Raw genomic sequence first — 15,390 nt, forward strand, 5'->3', positions numbered from 1 at the left:
GCGCGAGGCCGGGGGGCTCAGTCGAGGCGGGTGCCGCAGCCGGAGTAGCGCTCGCCGTCCAGCCGCACCTCGACCCTCAGCGGAAAGGACTGATCGCTCATGGTGTCCAGGCAGGGACCCGGCTCGATGCGGACTTCAAGCCGCCGCTCGCCATCTCCGGCCACCAGGCCGTCGCCTTCGTCCAGGGGGCGGGCATCGTTCAGCTCCAGCTGGTGGTTGCCATAGTCGTAACTGAAGCCCAGGCGTGAGCCCGGGCCCGCCTCCAGCAGCCAGCCGGGCTCGTTGCCGGTGGCCCTCAGGGTGACGCCGCGCAGGCGGGCCGCTTCGAGCAGGCCGGCGTGCCGGTCCTCCCGGCATTCGCCGTAACTCCGCCCGGCGACCTCCAGCAGGGCGGTGTCGCCCTTGTTCCAGACCAGGGCCTGGTCGTTTTCGAAGCGGGCGCCGCTGGCGGAGATCACCTGGGGCAGTTGCTGGTAGGGCAGGCCGAAACGGTCGGGCAACCAGAGTCCGAGGGCATCCTGATGGTACTGGGCGAGAAACTCGAAGGGCTCGCCCTGCTCGGGGGCGCAACGGTACAGCACGGTCAGCGGGCCCGGGTCCGCAACCGGCTTGCCGTCGGACGATGCGGTTGCGGCGGGGGGCTCTTCCGAGCAGGCGCTCAGGGCGAGGATGGAGAGCAGCGCCAGGGGCGCCAGGCGAAAGCGATGCATAGGGATTCCCGTATGGTCAGAAAGGGCACGGCCGGCGGGCCCGGGCCGTTACAATTTAGCCCCGGGCGGGAGGCTTGTCCATGGCCGGCGGCGGGCCGGCCGTCACCTTCTGACTCCCGGCAGGCCGGGGCAGGACAGCAGGCCCCGGATCAGGCTGCGGGTATGCGCCAGCCGCTCGCTGTCGTCCACCAGGAAGGCGGCGACCGCGGCCAGGTAGAGGGCGGTGAGCGCCGCCTCGCCGACCGGACGGGCAACGCCGGCGGGTTGCCAGTCGGCGGCGCTCATCAGCCATTGCACGGTGCGGCTGATGCGGGTGATGCCGTGGGCCTGCAGGTGGAAGTGGCCCGGCTCCAGCTTGTAGGCCAGCATGTCCCGCACCAGCGGCCGGTAGGGCGCCAGGTAGTCCAGCCAGGCCATGAGGCGGATCAGCAGCCGCTCCGCCAGGGCTTCGTCCTCGTCCGGGGGCAGGCCCAGCATGGCGGCGTCGGCCCGGTCGAACAGGGCCTCGGCCATGTCGTCCTTGGAGCGGAAATGGCGGGCGAGTTCGGCCAGGGAAAGGCCCCTGGCCTCGGCCAGTGCCCGCAGGCTGAAATCCTGCCAGCCCTGGTGCAGGGCCAGGTGCAGGGCGGTGTCGAGAATGGCGTCCCGTTGATGGTCGGCTGGCATGGCGGCTCCCCCGGTCAGGTGTTCCTGAGTATAGGTAACCGGCCGCCGTACCGCCGGGCTCAGCCGGCCTGCCGCGCCCGGGCGGGGACGAGCAGCTCCCGCACCTCGGCGGTGGCCAGGGGCTTGAGTTCCCGGTGCCGGGTCAGGGGCAGCCCCAGGGCCCGGGTCAGCAGGATTTGCAGGGTATCGCCGTGGCTCACCAGCAGCAGGGTCTGGCCCCGGTGGGCCTGCTCCAGCCGCTCGATCAGCCGCCAGCCCCGTTCGGCCACCTGGGCCAGGCTTTCGACCCCGGCGTAATGGTGGTCCGGGCTCAGGGCGTCCTGTTGCCATACATCCGGATAACGCAGGTCCGGGCCGCCGTCCAGCTCGCCGAAAAAGCGCTCGCGCAGGGCGGCGTCCTCGCTCATCGGCACCAGGAATCGTGCCGCCGCCAGGGCGGCGGTTTCCCGGGTGCGCAGGAAGGGCGAGCAGACGATGCGATCGGGGAGGGCCAAGGGCCAGTGGTCCAGGGTGCTGGCCACCTGGTCCCGGCCCGCCGCCGACAGGCCATAGTCCTGGCTGCCCCGGCGCGGATCGCTGATGATCAGATGGGCCTGGTTGGCCAGGCTGTGGCCGTGGCGCAGCACCAGATAACGATTGTTCAGGGTCATTACAGCAACCTCTTGCGCACCTGCACCACCAGCCATTCGGCCAGCAGCACCACCACCAGTATGCTCACCAGTATGGTGGCGACCCGTTCCCACATAAAGAGATTCATGGCGTCGCTCAGTACCACGCCGATGCCGCCGGCGCCCACCAGCCCCAGCACCGCCGACTCGCGCACATTAATGTCCCAGCGGAACAGCACTATGCTGAAAAAGGCCGGCATCACCTGGGGCCAGTAGCCCTTGAGCAGCACGCTGGCGGTGGAGGCGCCGGTGGCGCGCAGCGCCTCGATGGAGCCCATATTGATCTCCTCGATGGCCTCGGCCAGCAGCTTTCCGACAAAGCCCACCGAACGCAGCGCTACCGCCAGCACCCCGGCGATCACCCCGGGGCCGAACACCGCCACGAACAGCAGGGCCCACACCAGGGAGTTGACCGAACGGGACGAGACCAGAAAAAAGCGCGCCAGCCAGTTCAGCCAGGGCGAGGCTACTACGTTGCGGGCGTTGAGCAGCGCCAGGGGCACCGCCAGCAGCAGGCACAGCAGGGTGCCCAGGGTGGCGATGTGCAGGGTTTCCATCAGGGCGGCGTGGATGGTGGTCGGGTAGGCGGCCCACTCCAGCGGCCACATACGGGAGAACATGTCCGCCATCTGGGTCGGGGCGTCGAACAGGAACTCGGGAATGATTTCCACGGTACGCACCGACACCAGGAAGGCGGCCACCACCACCAGGTAGACCAGGTAGCGGCTCAGGCGTTGCAACGGGGTGAAGCGCTGCCAGCGGCGTTCGGAAGAGGGCATAGGCGGTTGCTCCATGGTGGGGGTTGAGAGACTCACTGGAATATCCTCCGGGCCGTGTTGGACAGCGCCTCGCCCACCAGGATCAGGGCGATGATGGTGATCAGGATGGCGGTGACGAAGTCGTAGTCGAAACGCTGGAAGGCGGCGAACAGGGTGCCGCCCAGGCCGCCGGCGCCGACCAGGCCGACCATGGTGGAGTTGCGCAGGTTGGAGTCGAGCTGGTAGGTGGAAAAGCCGATAAAGCGGGAGAACACCTGGGGCAGCACCGCAAACAGGATGACGCTGACGAAACCGGCGCCGGTGGCGCGGATGGCTTCCACCTGTTTGAGCGAAATCTCCTCTATGGCCTCGGCGAACAGCTTGGCGATAAAGCCCACCGAGGCCACCACCAGGGTGAGGATGCCGGCCAGGGCGCCGAAGCCCACCGCCTTGACGAAGAGGATGGCGATGATCACCGGGTGGAAGGTGCGGCACACGGCGATCAGCACCCGCGCCGGCGAGGTGACCAGGGCGGGCATCAGGTTGCGGGCGGCGAGCAGGCCTACGAACAGGGAAATGAAAATGCCGGCCACGCTGGCAATGATGGCGATTTGCAGGCTCTCGACCAGATCGTGCAGCAGGATTTCCCAGCGGCTGAAATTGGGCGGGAACATCCGCTCCAGCAGGCGGCCGCCGTGGCCCAGGCCGTCGACGAAACGGGCCCAGTTGAGATCCATGGCACCGAAGCCATAAACCACATAGGCGGCCAGGGCCAGCCAGCCGAGGCGCAGGGCCCAGCTCTGCCTGAAGGGGTGTTGTCTGTCTATACCAGCCATGATTCACCTCCGTAAATCTGCTTGAGGTGGGCGTCGGTGATGGCGGCGGGCGCGCCGTCGTACACCACCTGGCCGCCGCTCATGCCGATCATGCGCCGGGCAAAGCGCTGGGCCAGCTTGACGTCGTGGATATTGACCAGGGTGGGGATGCCCTGGCTGGCGGCCAGGGTGTCCATCAGCTCCATGATCTCCACCGCCGTCTTGGGATCGAGCGACGAGGTGGGCTCGTCCGCCAGCAGGATATAGGGGTTTTGCATCAGGGCCCGGGCGATGCCCACCCGCTGGCGCTGGCCGCCGGACAGGCTGTCGGCCCGCTGCATGGCGAAGTCGGCCAGGCCCACCTGCTCCAGCAGCTCGAAGGCCCGCGCCAGATCCTCGGGGGCGAAGTTGCGGCGCCATGCCTGCCAGGCGCTCATGTAGCCGAGCCGGCCGGTAAGCACGTTTTCCAGTACCGTCAGCCGCTCCACCAGGTTGTATTCCTGGAACACCATGCCGATATGGCGGCGCAGCCGGCGCAGCTCTTTGCCGCGTACCGCCGCCAGATCTGCCTGCCGGAACAGGATCTGGCCCTGGCTGGGGGTGATCAGCCGGTTGATGCAGCGCAACAGGGTGCTTTTGCCGGTGCCGGAGGGGCCTATGATGGCGATGATGCCGGGTTCGGTGATGTCGATGTCGATCTGGCGCAGTATCGGCTTGCCCGGGGTGTAGGCATGGCTGAGCTGCTTGATCTGCAGGTAGGAGCTGGTCATCTCGTTCTTCCTTGCGGTTAAGCGGAAAAAGGGGGCGCCTCTGTATGAAAAGGCGTCCGGTCACAGGCGGTCATTCCTGAGGTCGTTTACGATCTCCACGGGGCTTGCCGGTTGTGGCCAGAGGAAAGGCAACAGGGCTACCTCCACCGACACACTGCAAGCACATCCCTGTGACGGTCGGCGGAGGCAATCCCTGTCGCCTCTTTCAACCCCGACGTCGCCTGTTGATGTAGTCAGCAGGCGACACTAGAGTTCCAAGCAGCACCCTTTGGCCGAATGCTGCAGAGCGTAAACAGGCCCCGGGTCTTTACTGCTGGGCCTGTTGCGCCAGGGCTTCGGCCCGTTTCTTGGCGGCGTCGGCGGCTTCCTTCTCCGCCAGTTGCTGCAGGCCGTTCTTGGTGTAGGCGGTGCCGGTGGCGTGGGCGATGTCGCGGATGATCTGCCAGTCTTCCTTGTAGGTGATGGGGTAGAAGCGATCGGCGCCGCCGAAGGTCTCCTGCATTTCTGCCGGGAAGCGGTAGCTGTCGAAGGCGTCCTTGATCCTGGCCACCAGATCCGGATGCAGGTCGTGGGCATAGCCGAAGGCGGAGGTGGGGAAGCGGGCGCTGGTGTAAATGGTGCGGAAATCCTCGCCCTTGACCCGTCCGGCCTCGACCATGCGGTCGTAGACGTCGGAGGCCACGGGGGCGGCGTCGTAGTCGCCGGACAGCACGCCCATCACCGACTGGTCATGCTTGCCGGAGTAGACCACCTTGTAGTCTTCGTCCGGGGTCAGGCCGATCAGCGGGAACAGGGCGCGGGGTGCCAGGTTGCCGGAGTTGGAGGACACCGAGGTGTGGGCCACCGTTTTGCCCTTGATGTCCTCCATGGTCTGGATGTCGCTGTCGGCGCGCACCAGCATCACCAGGTTGTAGCCCTGGAAGGCGTCTTCGGTGCCCTTGACGGCGATGGGCACATAGCCCGCCAGGTTGACCGCGTAGCCGGTGGGGCCGGTGGAGAAGCCGGCGATGTGCAGCCGGCCGGAGCGCATGGCCTCGACCTGGGCCGAGTTGGAGTGCACCGAGTAGTAGATCACCTTCTTGCCGGTTTTCTCGCTCAGGTAGTTCTGGAAATCGGCAAAGGCATCCCGGTACACGGCGGGATCCTCCACCGGGGTGTAGGTGAATACCAGGGTGCCCGGATCCTTCCAGTCCTTGGGGTCGGCGGGGGTATCGGCCACCATGTCGCCGTTGCTGTCGCAGTACATGTCGTCGAGCACGCCGCGGGGACAGTCCTGGGCCTGGGCGGCGACGCCGAAGCCGAGCAGGGCGGAGGCCAGCAGGCCGGTGATCAGGTTTTTGGTCATGGTTGTCGTCCTTATCTTGTCGATTATTCCGTATGGGCGGTGCCCGGTGTTGCCCTTTCCCTATGGCAATATGGGTGCCAATATTTTTAATCTTTTATTTTCAATGTGTTAACTTTTTTCATCTGGTTTGATAACTGGCTTTGGGACAGTCCTGTCCCGCCGGTTTTGTTAAAAAGGGACAGGGTTGTCCCTTGTGGACTGCCCGCTTACCCCTGCGACTCTTGTCGGTGGCAAACGACGTTTGCAGATTGGCACCTGACTGGTGGAGCGCAGGCGGCCCGCCTGCTTTCCCGCGCAGCGGGAACCCTCGGGCTGGCCCGCCACACCACAGGTTCAAAGAGGCTCGAGGGAGAACAGGCATTGCGGGCTGGGCTGTGCCTTCGCCCACCTCGGCGCCATCCTCATGCGGGCGGGCCGCCCGCGCCCCAAGAATCATCCCTGCCTGATTTTGAAACTACATGGCGCTCTGGGTTGGTATCTTACTTCGCCTGCCGTTCCAAAAAGGCGACGGCCCTGTCGGGGAAGTCGGTAAAGACCCCGTCCACCCTGGCCTGGTTGTAGAAGACGTCGAGCAACTGCTCGAAGTTTTCGGCGTAGGCGGGCAGCCGGCCTTCGTCCAGGCGCAGGGTGTAGGGGTGCACCTCCAGGCCGGCGGCCTGGGCCCGGGCCGCCAGGCCGGTCAGCTCGATGTTGCCGGGGGTGGAGCCGTCGGCCACCACCATCGGCATCCAGGGGCCGACGCCGTCCGCGTGCCGGGCCAGGGTGGCCATGGCGTCGGGCTCGAACATCCAGTCGTAGTCATAGGGGATCCACCGGCCCTGGGCATCCTGCTCGAAGGTTTCCTCCCAGTCGGTATGGGCCAGCAGCATCACCAGCTTGATGTCCATGCCGTATTCCGGCAGCAACTGCTCCTTGATGCGCTTGAGCTCGTTGTAGTCGAAGGTCTGCAGGTAGACCTTGCTGTCCCGCCCGGTGTAGCCGTAGTGCTTGAGCACCTCCAGGGTGGCGCGGGCAATGTCCTTGCCGTGCTGGTGGTGCAGCCAGCTCGCCTTGATCTCCGGGTAGATGCCGATGTCGTGGCCGAGGCTCTTGTTCAGGCCCTGGATCAGCTCGATTTCCTCCTCGAAGGTGGGAATGCGAAAGCTGGACTGCCACAGGGGGAAACGCCCGGGATAGACGGCGCTCTGTTTGCCGGCTTCGTCCTGGTTGAACACCTCGGTGGCCCGCAACTGGCGGATTTCGTCCAGGGTGAAGTCGATGGCGTAGTAGCGGCCGTCTTCCCGGGCGCGGCCGGGGAAGCGTTCGGCCACGTCGCTGACCCGGTCCAGGTAGTGATCGTGCAGTACCACCAGGCGATCATCCTTGGTCATCACCAGGTCCTGCTCCAGGTAATGGGGCTTCATGGCGTAGGCCAGGGCCTTGGCCGCCAGGGTGTGCTCCGGCAGGTAGCCGGAGGCGCCCCGGTGGGCCACGACTATCTGTTCGGCCTGCAGCCAGGGGGAGCACAGCAGGGTGGTGGCCAGCAGGCCGCTCAGCAGGGGTTTGGTCATGATGTCAGTCCTTCATCGTTGAAAAGTCCATAGGGTGAATGCCCGTTTGGGCACACTCCCTATGGCAAAATCGATGCCACGATTTTTTCTTTTTATATTTCATGCTGTTATGAAATCGTGATGATAGGCGAAGAGGGCTTTGGGACAGGGTTGTCCCAAAGCCCGGGGGGCTCAGCCGCGGTAGTCCCATTTGTCCAGCTGGTACTTCTTCATTTTGCGGTAGAGGGTCTTGCGGGTCAGGTTGAGGTGCTCGGCGGCCTTGTTGATCTGCCCCTGGTGACGGCGCAGGCTGTCCATGATAAGCCGGCGCTCGTAGCCTTCGAGCTGCTGTTCGAAGTCGGCGTTGCCGTCGCCGTCGGCGGTCGGTTCGGGCTGGTCCAGGTTCAGCCCTTCGCCGGCCACCCCCAGCACGAAGCGCTCGGCCACGTTGCGCAGCTCGCGCACGTTGCCGGGCCAATCGTGTTGCTCCAGGCGGGCGAGTTGGCTGGGCCGGAGATCGGGCAGGGGGCGCTGGTATTTGTCCGCCGCCTGCCGGGCGTGGAAGCGGAACAGCTCGGCCAGATCCTCCTTGCGTTCGCGCAGCGGCGGCAGGTGCAGGCAGGCCACGTTGAGCCGGTAGTAGAGGTCGGCGCGAAAGCGGCCCTGCTCGCTGAGTTCGGCCAGATCCGCCTTGCTGGCGGCGATCACCGTGATCCGCACCGGTATGGGGTCGGTGCCGCCGACCCGCTCTATGGTTCGCTCTTGCAGCACCCGCAGCAGGCGGATCTGGGCCGCCAGGGGCATGCTCTCGATCTCGTCCAGGAACAGGGTGCCGCCGTGGGCCACCTCAATTTTGCCGATGTGGCGGCGCTGGGCGCCGGTGAAGGCGCCGGCCTCATGGCCGAACAGCTCGCTCTCCAGCAGGTGTTCGGGCATGGCTCCGCAGTTGATGGCCACGAAGCGTTTGTCCCGCCGCGGGCTGGCGTCGTGCAGGGCACGGGCCGACACGTCCTTGCCGGTACCGGTCTCGCCGTAGATCAGGGTGTCCACCTGGGCGGCGGCCAGCACCCGGATCTGTTCCCGCAGCCGCTGCATGGGGGCCGACTGGCCGAGCAGGGTACGGGCCAGGAGATCCTCGCCCTCGGGCAGCGACTGCGGCTGCAGGCTCAGGCGCCGCCGGTCCATGGCGCTGTGCAGCCGTTCCAGCAGGGCCTCGGGCTGCAGGGGTTTTTCCAGGAAGTCGTAGGCGCCTTCCTTCATCGCCTGGATCGCCATGGGAATGTCGCCGTGGCCGCTCATCAGGATCACCGGCAGCTCCCTGTCCCTGGCCTGTACCCGTTGCAGCAGCTCCAGGCCGTCCAGCCCCGGCATGCGCACGTCGGTGAGCAGCACCGCTTCCTGGCCCGGGCGCAGTTCGGCCAGGGCGCGGCGGGGGTCGGCAAAGGCCCTGACCCGGAATCCCTCGAGTTCCAGCATTTCGGTCAGGCTGTCCCTGACCATGGCTTCGTCGTCGATCAGCAGTATGTCCATGTCATGCCCCGTTGAAACAAAGATTGAAGGTGGTGCCCCGGCCGGGGGTGGAGCTCAGGCGGATCTGGCCGCCCAGGTCCTGCATGATGTTGTAGCTGATGGCCAGCCCCAGCCCCAGGCCCTTGCCCGGCGCCTTGGTGGTGTAGTAGGGGTCGAAAATCTGCTCCAGCCGTTCGGGGGGAATGCCGCAGCCGTTATCGGAAAGGGTCAGTTGCACCCGCCGGCCGAGACGGCGCCATTCGATGTGCAGCGCCGGGCTGGCGGTGTCTTCCATGGCGTCCAGGGCGTTGCCGAGCAGGTTGACCAGCACCTGCTCCAGGCGGATGGCCTCGGCCTGTACCCGGAGGTCGGCCTCTCCTTCGATGCACAGCCGGACCCCGCGCCACCTGGGCTGCAGCAGTTCGACCGCCGCCTCCACCACGGCCCCCAGGACCACCGGCGACAGCCGGCTGTCGGCCTTGCGGGCGAAACTGCGCAGGTGGCGGGTAATGGTGCCGGCCTTGTCCAGCAACTGGCGCAACCGCACCAGCCCCTGCCCGGCCTTGTCCGGCTCGTTGCGGGCCAGGTAGCGGCCCACCGAATGCAGCTGGGTGCTCATGGCATTGAGCGGCTGGTTGATTTCGTGGGTGATGGCCACGCTGAGCTGGCCCAGGGCGGCGAGCTTGCCGGCCTGGATCAGCTCTTCCTGGGCCAGGCGCAGCTGGCGCTCGGCGTCGAGCCGGTCCTCGATTTCCCGGGCCAGGCGGCGGCGGGCCTGTTCGGCCGCCTGGGCGGTCTGCTGGAAGTGGCGCAGGTCCCGGGCCATGTCGGCCACCTCGTCCCGGCCACGGATGCTCACCGGGGTATCCAGCCGGCCGCTGGCGATGGCCCTCATGTCCTGCTGCAGCCGGACGATGCGCGCCAGCACGTTGCGGCTGACATAGAGCCAGGAGATGCCGGCCACCAGCAGCAGGCTGAGCAGGGACAGCAGCAGGGTGGCCTGGCGGGTGCCGGCCAGGGTCTGGGCCGAGCGGGCGATGTCGTCGTCCACCTGGCGGTTGGCGGCGGCGCTGTAGTGGGCTATCTGGGTGGCGAGCTGGCGCACGTGGCGCTGGCTGTTGGCGACCAGGAACTGCTCCTGGTAGCGCAGGTCCAGTTCCTCGTTTTTCAGCCGGAACAGGGGCCCTTCCCGGGAGACCAGTTCCCGCAGCAGGGCCAGGGCGCGGCCGTCGTCATCGGGCAGATCCCGGCCCAGCCCGTCCAGTCCGGCGGCCATCTGTTCCAGCCGCAAAAAAGTGTCGTCCAGTTCGTTGAAGCTGGCGTCGTTGGCCACCTTTTCCGCCAGGGCGGCCAGGTAGCCGATGGTGTGCAGCAGGTCGGCCCGCGCCGGTGCGGGGGCGGCGGCCTGGCGGGCCTGCAGGCGGTCGGCGAGCTGGCGGTAGAGCGGGTAGATCAACTGGCGCCGCTGCTGGCTTTCCCGGGCCAGCTGTTCCCGGCGGACCACGGTGGCGTCCAGCAGTTCGACGCTGTTGCGGATCTGGGCGGTGATCTCGATGACGTAGCGGTTGTAGTCGGGCAGGTGGCGCATCCAGTCTTCCATGCTGTTGAGCGCCAGATCCAGCTGGCGGCGCGCCCGTTCCCGCTCGGCGCCGGACTCGGCACTGACCAGCAGGGGCACCATGGCCACCACCTGCCGGCTCTGATCGTTGAGGCGGGAGGCGGCGTAGAGTCCCCCTATGCTGGTTTCCCGCAACTGCTGCAGCCGGATCTCCAGCTCGCCGCTGCTGCGCCAGGAGAGTCCTGCCGCCAGCAGGGTGATGGCCGCCAGCAGCAAAAATGCCAGCAGCAGCCGTCCGCCTATGCCCAGCCTGAATGTCTGCACTGGTTTCGTCCCTGGATCCGTACTCGTTTGATGTTAAACAATGGTTATAACGCCGAGCTCTGGTCGGACCAACCGCCGGGTGGACAAAGCGGGAGCTTGCTCACGCCGGCATAAAAAAACCCCGCTTGGCGCGGGGTTGTGGACATCGGCGGCGGGCCTTATTGCTGGGCCTCGGTCAGGGTCTTGCCCTGCTCGGTCCAGAACTTCTTGGCGCCGTCATGCAGCGGGGTCACTATGCCCATGATGCCGGAGTCGATGGTCATGGCTTCGGCGGCCTGGGACACGGAGTACATGAACTTGAGGCCATCGTCGGAGTAGATTTCCTTCAGGCTGTTGTAGACCTGCTCTTCGGACAGGTGGCGGCCGGCCACCCAGAGGGCGGAATCCTGCACTGTGACCACGTCATAGTCCACGCCCGGATAGGTGCCGCCGGGAATGGTGACCTGGGCATAGTAGGGGTGGTTGTCGAACAGGGTGCCCTGCTCGGCGGCTTCATACACCTGCAGCAGGCGGACCTTGTTGCTGGAGGCGGCCTGGATCACCGAGGCGTTGGGGAAGCCGGCGAACACCCAGAGGGCGTCGATCTGGCGATCGCCCAGGGCGGAGGCGCCCTGGTTGTAGCCGATGTACTGGGGATTGATCTTGTCCCACAGGCCCACCCCTTCGAAGAAGCGCTGGGCGGAGGCGGCGGCACCGGAACCCGCCGGGCCCACGGCCACGTTCTTGCCCTCGAGCTGGGCTACGTCGGTAATGCCGGAGCCGTCCAGCACAATCAGGTGGGCCGGGGCGCCATAGAGGTAGGAAATGGCCTGGGCGTTGCGGTACTTGCGGGTGTCGTTGGTCAACTGGCCCTGCAGGCCCAGGTACATGTCGCCGGAATAGACGATGCCGAAGTCGGCGTCACGGGAATTGACCCGGCGCAGGTTTTCCACCGAGCCGGCGGACGCCATGTTGGAGACCTCCACCCCTTCCATGGTGCGCGACAGCCGGGTGGAGATACCGTTGGAGAAATACTGGAAGGTGCCGCCGTCGGGGCCACCGGAAAAGGCCAGGCGTTCGGTCTGGGCCTGGGCGGTGGCGCTCAGGCCGAAGGCCGCCACCGCGACCAGGGTTACGGAGGCCAGCGCCTTGGATGGTTTGAACCGTTGCTTCAACATCATGGTAGTTTCCTCTTTGTTATGGTTTTTCTCGCAGTCTTCCCTCGAGAAGGATGAGCGGGCGGTCAGCCGCGCTCGGGTACGGTCAGCACCGGGATGGCGGACTTGCGGATCACCCGCTCGGTGGTGGAACCCACCAGCAGCTTCTCCACCCCGCGCCGGCCATGGGTGCCCATCAGGATGAGATCGGCGCCCAGCCGCTCGGCCTGGGCCAGGATTTCCTCGGCGCCGGAGCCTATCACGACGTCGCTGTCCAGTTTGTCCGCCAGGTCGGCGAAAAAGCGGCCGGCGAAGTCGTGCATGTCCTTGATGGCCTGATTTTTCACTTCCTGCACAAAGGCCTCCATCACGCTGGCGGGGATGCTGCGCCTGTGCTTGTCGCCCAGTTCGGTAATGACGTGCAGCAGGTGCAGCCGGGCGCCGTGGGCCCTGGCCAGGGTATGGGCCAGGGCGGCCGCCCTGGCGGCCCCTTCGGAAAAATCGGTGGCGTAAACGATGAGCTTGATCTCGGCCATGGTGTCGTCCTCAGCTGGCATTGGAATGGTTGACCTTGTTCAGGGGGGCGGCCGAACCTTCGCGCTGCAGCCACCACACCAGGCCGACCAGGGCCAGGCCGCCGATGTCGGAAAGGAAGGTCGGCCAGTACAGCAGCAGGGTGCCCACGCCCAGCAGCAGCCACTCGTAGAGCCGGGTCCGGCGGCGCAGGAAGCCCATGGAGAAGGCGCCGAAGGCGATGGTGCCCAGGGTGGCGGAGACGAAGGCGGTAATGATCTCCAGGGTGGTGCCGTCGAGCAGCATGGCCGGCACATAGGCGAACAGCAGCGGCATCACATACAGCATCTTGGCGAACTTGAACGAGGTCCAGCCGGTTTTCCAGGGATCCGAGCCGGCGATGGCCGCACCCGCGTAGGCGGCCACGCACACCGGCGGGGTGATGTTGGAGTCCTGGGACAGCCAGTAGACAATCATGTGGGCGGCGATGGCCGAAACCCCGAACTCGCCCAGGGCCGGCACCGCCAGCACGGCGACGATCAGGTAGGCGGCGGTCACCGGCACGCCCATGCCCAGCACCAGGGAGGCGATGGCCACCAGCACCAGCGCCAGGAACAGGCTGTCGCCGGCCATGGAGATGATGAGATCCGAGAACTTGAGGCCCATGCCGGTCAGGGAAATGGTGCCCACAATCACGCCGATAACCCCAATGGTGGCGCCCACGATCAGGGTATTGCGCGCGCCTACCTGGATGGCGTCCCAGATCTCCTTCGGCCCCATGCGGGTGTCCTTGTTGACCCAGCTTACCGCGATGCACGACAGGGTGGCCCAGAAGGCGGAGTTGCCGGCGGAGCGGCCGGTGAGCAGCAGCACAGTGATGATCACCAGGGGCAGGGCGTAGTACCAGCCGGCCTTGAACACCGTCTTCCAGTGCGGGATTTCCTCGCCCTGGATGCCGACCAGGCCGTGCTTTTTGGCCTCGAAGTGCACCATGCAGTACACCGCCAGGAAATAGAGCAGCGCGGGCCCGACGGACAGCAGCATGATGGTGGAGTAGGGGGTGCCGGTGAGTTCGGCCATCAGGAAGCCGCCCGCGCCCATGATGGGGGGCAGGAACATGCCGCCGATGGAGGCGGCGGGCTCGATGGCGCCGGCCACGTGGGGCTTGAAGCCGGCCCGCTTCATCATGGGGATGGTGAAGGCGCCGGAAGACACGGTATTGGCGATGGCGGAGCCGGACACCGAACCGAACAGGGCGGAGGAGATCACCGCCACCTTGGCCGGGCCGCCGGTGGAGCGGCCGGCCAGGGCCAGGGGCAGCTCGATAAAGAACTTGCCGGCGCCGGATTTCTGCAGGAAGGCGCCGAAGAAGATGAACAGGATGACGTAGGTGGCCAGCACGCTGGCCATGACCCCGAATACCCCGTTGGTGGTCAGGAACAGGGCGGTGGCCAGGCGCTCGAAGCGGAAGCCCCGGTGGGCGAACAGCTCCGGCAGGTAGGGGCCGAACAGGGCGAAGGCGATCATGCCCACCCCGATCAGGGTGATGGACCAGCCCAGCACCCGGCGGCAGATCTCCAATGACAGCAACAGGCCGACGATGCTGACCAGCATGTCCACCTCGTTCTCGGCCCCGGCCCGGTAATTGAGCGCCTCGAACTGGGTGATCCAGTAGACGACGGTGCCGGCTACCATCAGCGCCAGTATCACATCGCTGGCGGTGGGGCTGTTGTGGTTGCGCCGGCTCAGCCACTGATCCAGCGGCAGCAGCAGGGCGGCGAAGGGCAGGGTCAGCCACAGGGTGTAGTGCAGCTGGCCGAGGTCCTGTTCCAGCGCCAGGGCCAGGCCGTCATATTCCCAGGTTTCCTTGAACAGGGTGATCTGCTGGTAAAAGGCGGTGGGCGAGTCGTAGATGAAAAAGCAACTGACCAGCACCGACAGCAGGGCCGCCGAAATGAGCGACAAGCCACCGTGGGCGGTGCGGCTGCCGGCGGGATAGAGCAGGAACACCAGGATAAAGGTGATCAGCACATAGACGCCCAGGTGGTATTCGGTGCTGAGGGCGGCGACCCCGGCCCCGTAGAAGTAGATGACGACCATGGCGGCGGCCAGGCCGGCCACCAGCCAGGCCCAGGGCCCGGTGAGCTTGCGCTCGGTCTTGGCGTCCTTTTCCATCAGCTCCTTGAGCTTTTTACGCTCCTCGGGGCTGAGGCTGTCGAGCTGCTGTTCTTCGTTTGACATCTTGAACCTCTTTTTCTGCATCCGGCCCGGGGCCGGTTGGCTTTCCCTGCCTGCCGTTTACCACTTGGCAACCTTGCGGTAATCAGACTGGCGTTTTGCTTAACAGGTTATTTGCAAAAAAGAGACCAACTTTGAATTCATGCTCCAAAAAGGCCGCGATTCCTTACATTCCTGAAACCCCGGGCCAACAGGAGGGGATATCCCATGCCCGGACATGGACCAGAATGGGTGGAAATCCGCCATTTTGGCCGGTTGAGGTGGGGGGAAATCCCCCCGCACTGGCATCAGCATAGCCAAGGGCACAGGGGTTTGCCGTTGACAACAAAGGAAAAACCCCGCCGTGGCGGGGTGTTGCAACCGGACGGGCGGAGCCATGGGTGGAAATCCACCCATGGCGGCCGTTCAGCGACTGTGCTGGCGGATCAGGCTGGCGCGGCTGATGTTGTCGTGTACCGGGCAGCGGGCACAGACCAGGTTGAGGAAAGCGAGTTTCTGTTCGTCGTCGAGGTCGGCGTCGATGTCGGCGGCGAGGGTGATTTGCTTGAAGCCGACCGGATCCTCGCTCGGCTTGCCGGCCAGGCCGGCCGGGTTGAGTACGCCTTCCACCTCGACCCGGATCCCCCTGAGCGTGATGCCCTGCTCCCGGGCCACCATTTTGGCGATGGTGGAGACACAGCCGCCGAGGGCGAACAGAAAGGCGTCCAGCGGATTGGGGCCGGCGTCGCCGGCACCGGGCTGGTCCAGCACCAGGTGGTGATTGCCCACCTGGGCGCTGACCTTCCAGCCGCTGCCCATTTCGGTTTCGACCCGGTAAATCTTGTCGCTCATGGCAATGCTCCTGTATTTAA

General features: G+C 65.9%; 14 protein-coding genes. All 14 read right to left on the minus strand.

Annotated features, from left to right (window positions below):
- Nucleotides 1–17 precede the first annotated feature (17 nt).
- Complete coding sequence (locus C7I36_RS09605) at nt 18–710, minus strand: MliC family protein (RefSeq protein ID WP_106453499.1); 693 nt, start codon at nt 708–710, stop codon at nt 18–20.
- 102 nt (nt 711–812) lie between these two features.
- Nucleotides 813–1,376, minus strand: a complete 564-nt coding sequence (locus tag C7I36_RS09610; protein ID WP_106453500.1) for a TetR/AcrR family transcriptional regulator — start codon at nt 1,374–1,376, stop codon at nt 813–815.
- 59 nt (nt 1,377–1,435) lie between these two features.
- A complete protein-coding gene (locus C7I36_RS09615) occupies nt 1,436–2,026 on the minus strand; it encodes a histidine phosphatase family protein (protein WP_106453501.1) in 591 nt (196 codons plus the stop codon).
- On the minus strand, nt 2,026–2,823 hold the full coding sequence (phnE, locus tag C7I36_RS09620; protein WP_106453502.1) for a phosphonate ABC transporter, permease protein PhnE: 798 nt from the start codon (nt 2,821–2,823) through the stop codon (nt 2,026–2,028). The genes C7I36_RS09615 and phnE (C7I36_RS09620) overlap by 1 nt, the downstream gene beginning before the upstream one ends.
- Nucleotides 2,824–2,855: 32 nt before the next feature.
- A complete protein-coding gene (phnE, locus tag C7I36_RS09625; protein ID WP_106453503.1) occupies nt 2,856–3,638 on the minus strand; it encodes a phosphonate ABC transporter, permease protein PhnE in 783 nt (260 codons plus the stop codon).
- Nucleotides 3,626–4,387 (minus strand): phosphonate ABC transporter ATP-binding protein, encoded by a 762-nt coding sequence (gene phnC, locus C7I36_RS09630; RefSeq protein WP_106453504.1) that lies wholly within the window; start codon nt 4,385–4,387, stop codon nt 3,626–3,628. The genes phnE (C7I36_RS09625) and phnC overlap by 13 nt, the downstream gene beginning before the upstream one ends.
- 307 nt (nt 4,388–4,694) lie before the next feature.
- Nucleotides 4,695–5,732 carry a phosphate/phosphite/phosphonate ABC transporter substrate-binding protein gene (phnD, locus tag C7I36_RS09635; protein WP_106453505.1) on the minus strand — a complete coding sequence of 346 codons (1,038 nt, stop codon included), beginning with the start codon at nt 5,730–5,732 and terminating at the stop codon, nt 4,695–4,697.
- A gap of 479 nt (nt 5,733–6,211) precedes the next feature.
- Nucleotides 6,212–7,282 (minus strand): glycerophosphodiester phosphodiesterase, encoded by a 1,071-nt coding sequence (glpQ, locus tag C7I36_RS09640; RefSeq protein ID WP_106453506.1) that lies wholly within the window; start codon nt 7,280–7,282, stop codon nt 6,212–6,214.
- A 171-nt stretch (nt 7,283–7,453) separates the two neighbouring features.
- Nucleotides 7,454–8,791 (minus strand): sigma-54-dependent transcriptional regulator, encoded by a 1,338-nt coding sequence (locus C7I36_RS09645; protein ID WP_106453507.1) that lies wholly within the window; start codon nt 8,789–8,791, stop codon nt 7,454–7,456.
- Nucleotide 8,792: 1 nt separating this feature from the next.
- A complete protein-coding gene (locus C7I36_RS09650; protein ID WP_106453508.1) occupies nt 8,793–10,652 on the minus strand; it encodes an ATP-binding protein in 1,860 nt (619 codons plus the stop codon).
- Between the two features lie 158 nt (nt 10,653–10,810).
- A complete protein-coding gene (locus tag C7I36_RS09655; protein WP_245880086.1) occupies nt 10,811–11,812 on the minus strand; it encodes a TAXI family TRAP transporter solute-binding subunit in 1,002 nt (333 codons plus the stop codon).
- Nucleotides 11,813–11,874: 62 nt separating this feature from the next.
- Nucleotides 11,875–12,324 (minus strand): universal stress protein, encoded by a 450-nt coding sequence (locus tag C7I36_RS09660; protein WP_106453509.1) that lies wholly within the window; start codon nt 12,322–12,324, stop codon nt 11,875–11,877.
- A gap of 10 nt (nt 12,325–12,334) precedes the next feature.
- Nucleotides 12,335–14,542 (minus strand): TRAP transporter permease, encoded by a 2,208-nt coding sequence (locus C7I36_RS09665; RefSeq protein WP_106453510.1) that lies wholly within the window; start codon nt 14,540–14,542, stop codon nt 12,335–12,337.
- Nucleotides 14,543–14,944: 402 nt separating this feature from the next.
- On the minus strand, nt 14,945–15,370 hold the full coding sequence (locus C7I36_RS09670) for an OsmC family protein (protein WP_106453511.1): 426 nt from the start codon (nt 15,368–15,370) through the stop codon (nt 14,945–14,947).
- Between the last annotated feature and the right edge of the window lie 20 nt (nt 15,371–15,390).

The organism is Zobellella taiwanensis, from assembly GCF_003012795.1.
Taxonomy (GTDB): domain Bacteria; phylum Pseudomonadota; class Gammaproteobacteria; order Enterobacterales; family Aeromonadaceae; genus Oceanimonas; species Oceanimonas taiwanensis.

Excerpts from the sequence above, each read along its gene's own strand:
- phnE (WP_106453502.1), bottom strand. The coding sequence starts at position 2,823 with ATGCCCTCTTCCGAACGCCGCTGGCAGCGCTTCACCCCGTTGCAACGC.
- C7I36_RS09655 (WP_245880086.1), bottom strand. The coding sequence starts at position 11,812 with ATGATGTTGAAGCAACGGTTCAAACCATCCAAGGCGCTGGCCTCCGTA.
- C7I36_RS09605 (WP_106453499.1), bottom strand. The coding sequence starts at position 710 with ATGCATCGCTTTCGCCTGGCGCCCCTGGCGCTGCTCTCCATCCTCGCC.
- C7I36_RS09665 (WP_106453510.1), bottom strand. The coding sequence starts at position 14,542 with ATGTCAAACGAAGAACAGCAGCTCGACAGCCTCAGCCCCGAGGAGCGT.
- phnD (WP_106453505.1), bottom strand. The coding sequence starts at position 5,732 with ATGACCAAAAACCTGATCACCGGCCTGCTGGCCTCCGCCCTGCTCGGC.
- phnC (WP_106453504.1), bottom strand. The coding sequence starts at position 4,387 with ATGACCAGCTCCTACCTGCAGATCAAGCAGCTCAGCCATGCCTACACC.
- phnE (WP_106453503.1), bottom strand. The coding sequence starts at position 3,638 with ATGGCTGGTATAGACAGACAACACCCCTTCAGGCAGAGCTGGGCCCTG.
- C7I36_RS09615 (WP_106453501.1), bottom strand. The coding sequence starts at position 2,026 with ATGACCCTGAACAATCGTTATCTGGTGCTGCGCCACGGCCACAGCCTG.
- C7I36_RS09645 (WP_106453507.1), bottom strand. The coding sequence starts at position 8,791 with ATGGACATACTGCTGATCGACGACGAAGCCATGGTCAGGGACAGCCTG.
- C7I36_RS09660 (WP_106453509.1), bottom strand. The coding sequence starts at position 12,324 with ATGGCCGAGATCAAGCTCATCGTTTACGCCACCGATTTTTCCGAAGGG.
- glpQ (WP_106453506.1), bottom strand. The coding sequence starts at position 7,282 with ATGACCAAACCCCTGCTGAGCGGCCTGCTGGCCACCACCCTGCTGTGC.
- C7I36_RS09610 (WP_106453500.1), bottom strand. The coding sequence starts at position 1,376 with ATGCCAGCCGACCATCAACGGGACGCCATTCTCGACACCGCCCTGCAC.
- C7I36_RS09670 (WP_106453511.1), bottom strand. The coding sequence starts at position 15,370 with ATGAGCGACAAGATTTACCGGGTCGAAACCGAAATGGGCAGCGGCTGG.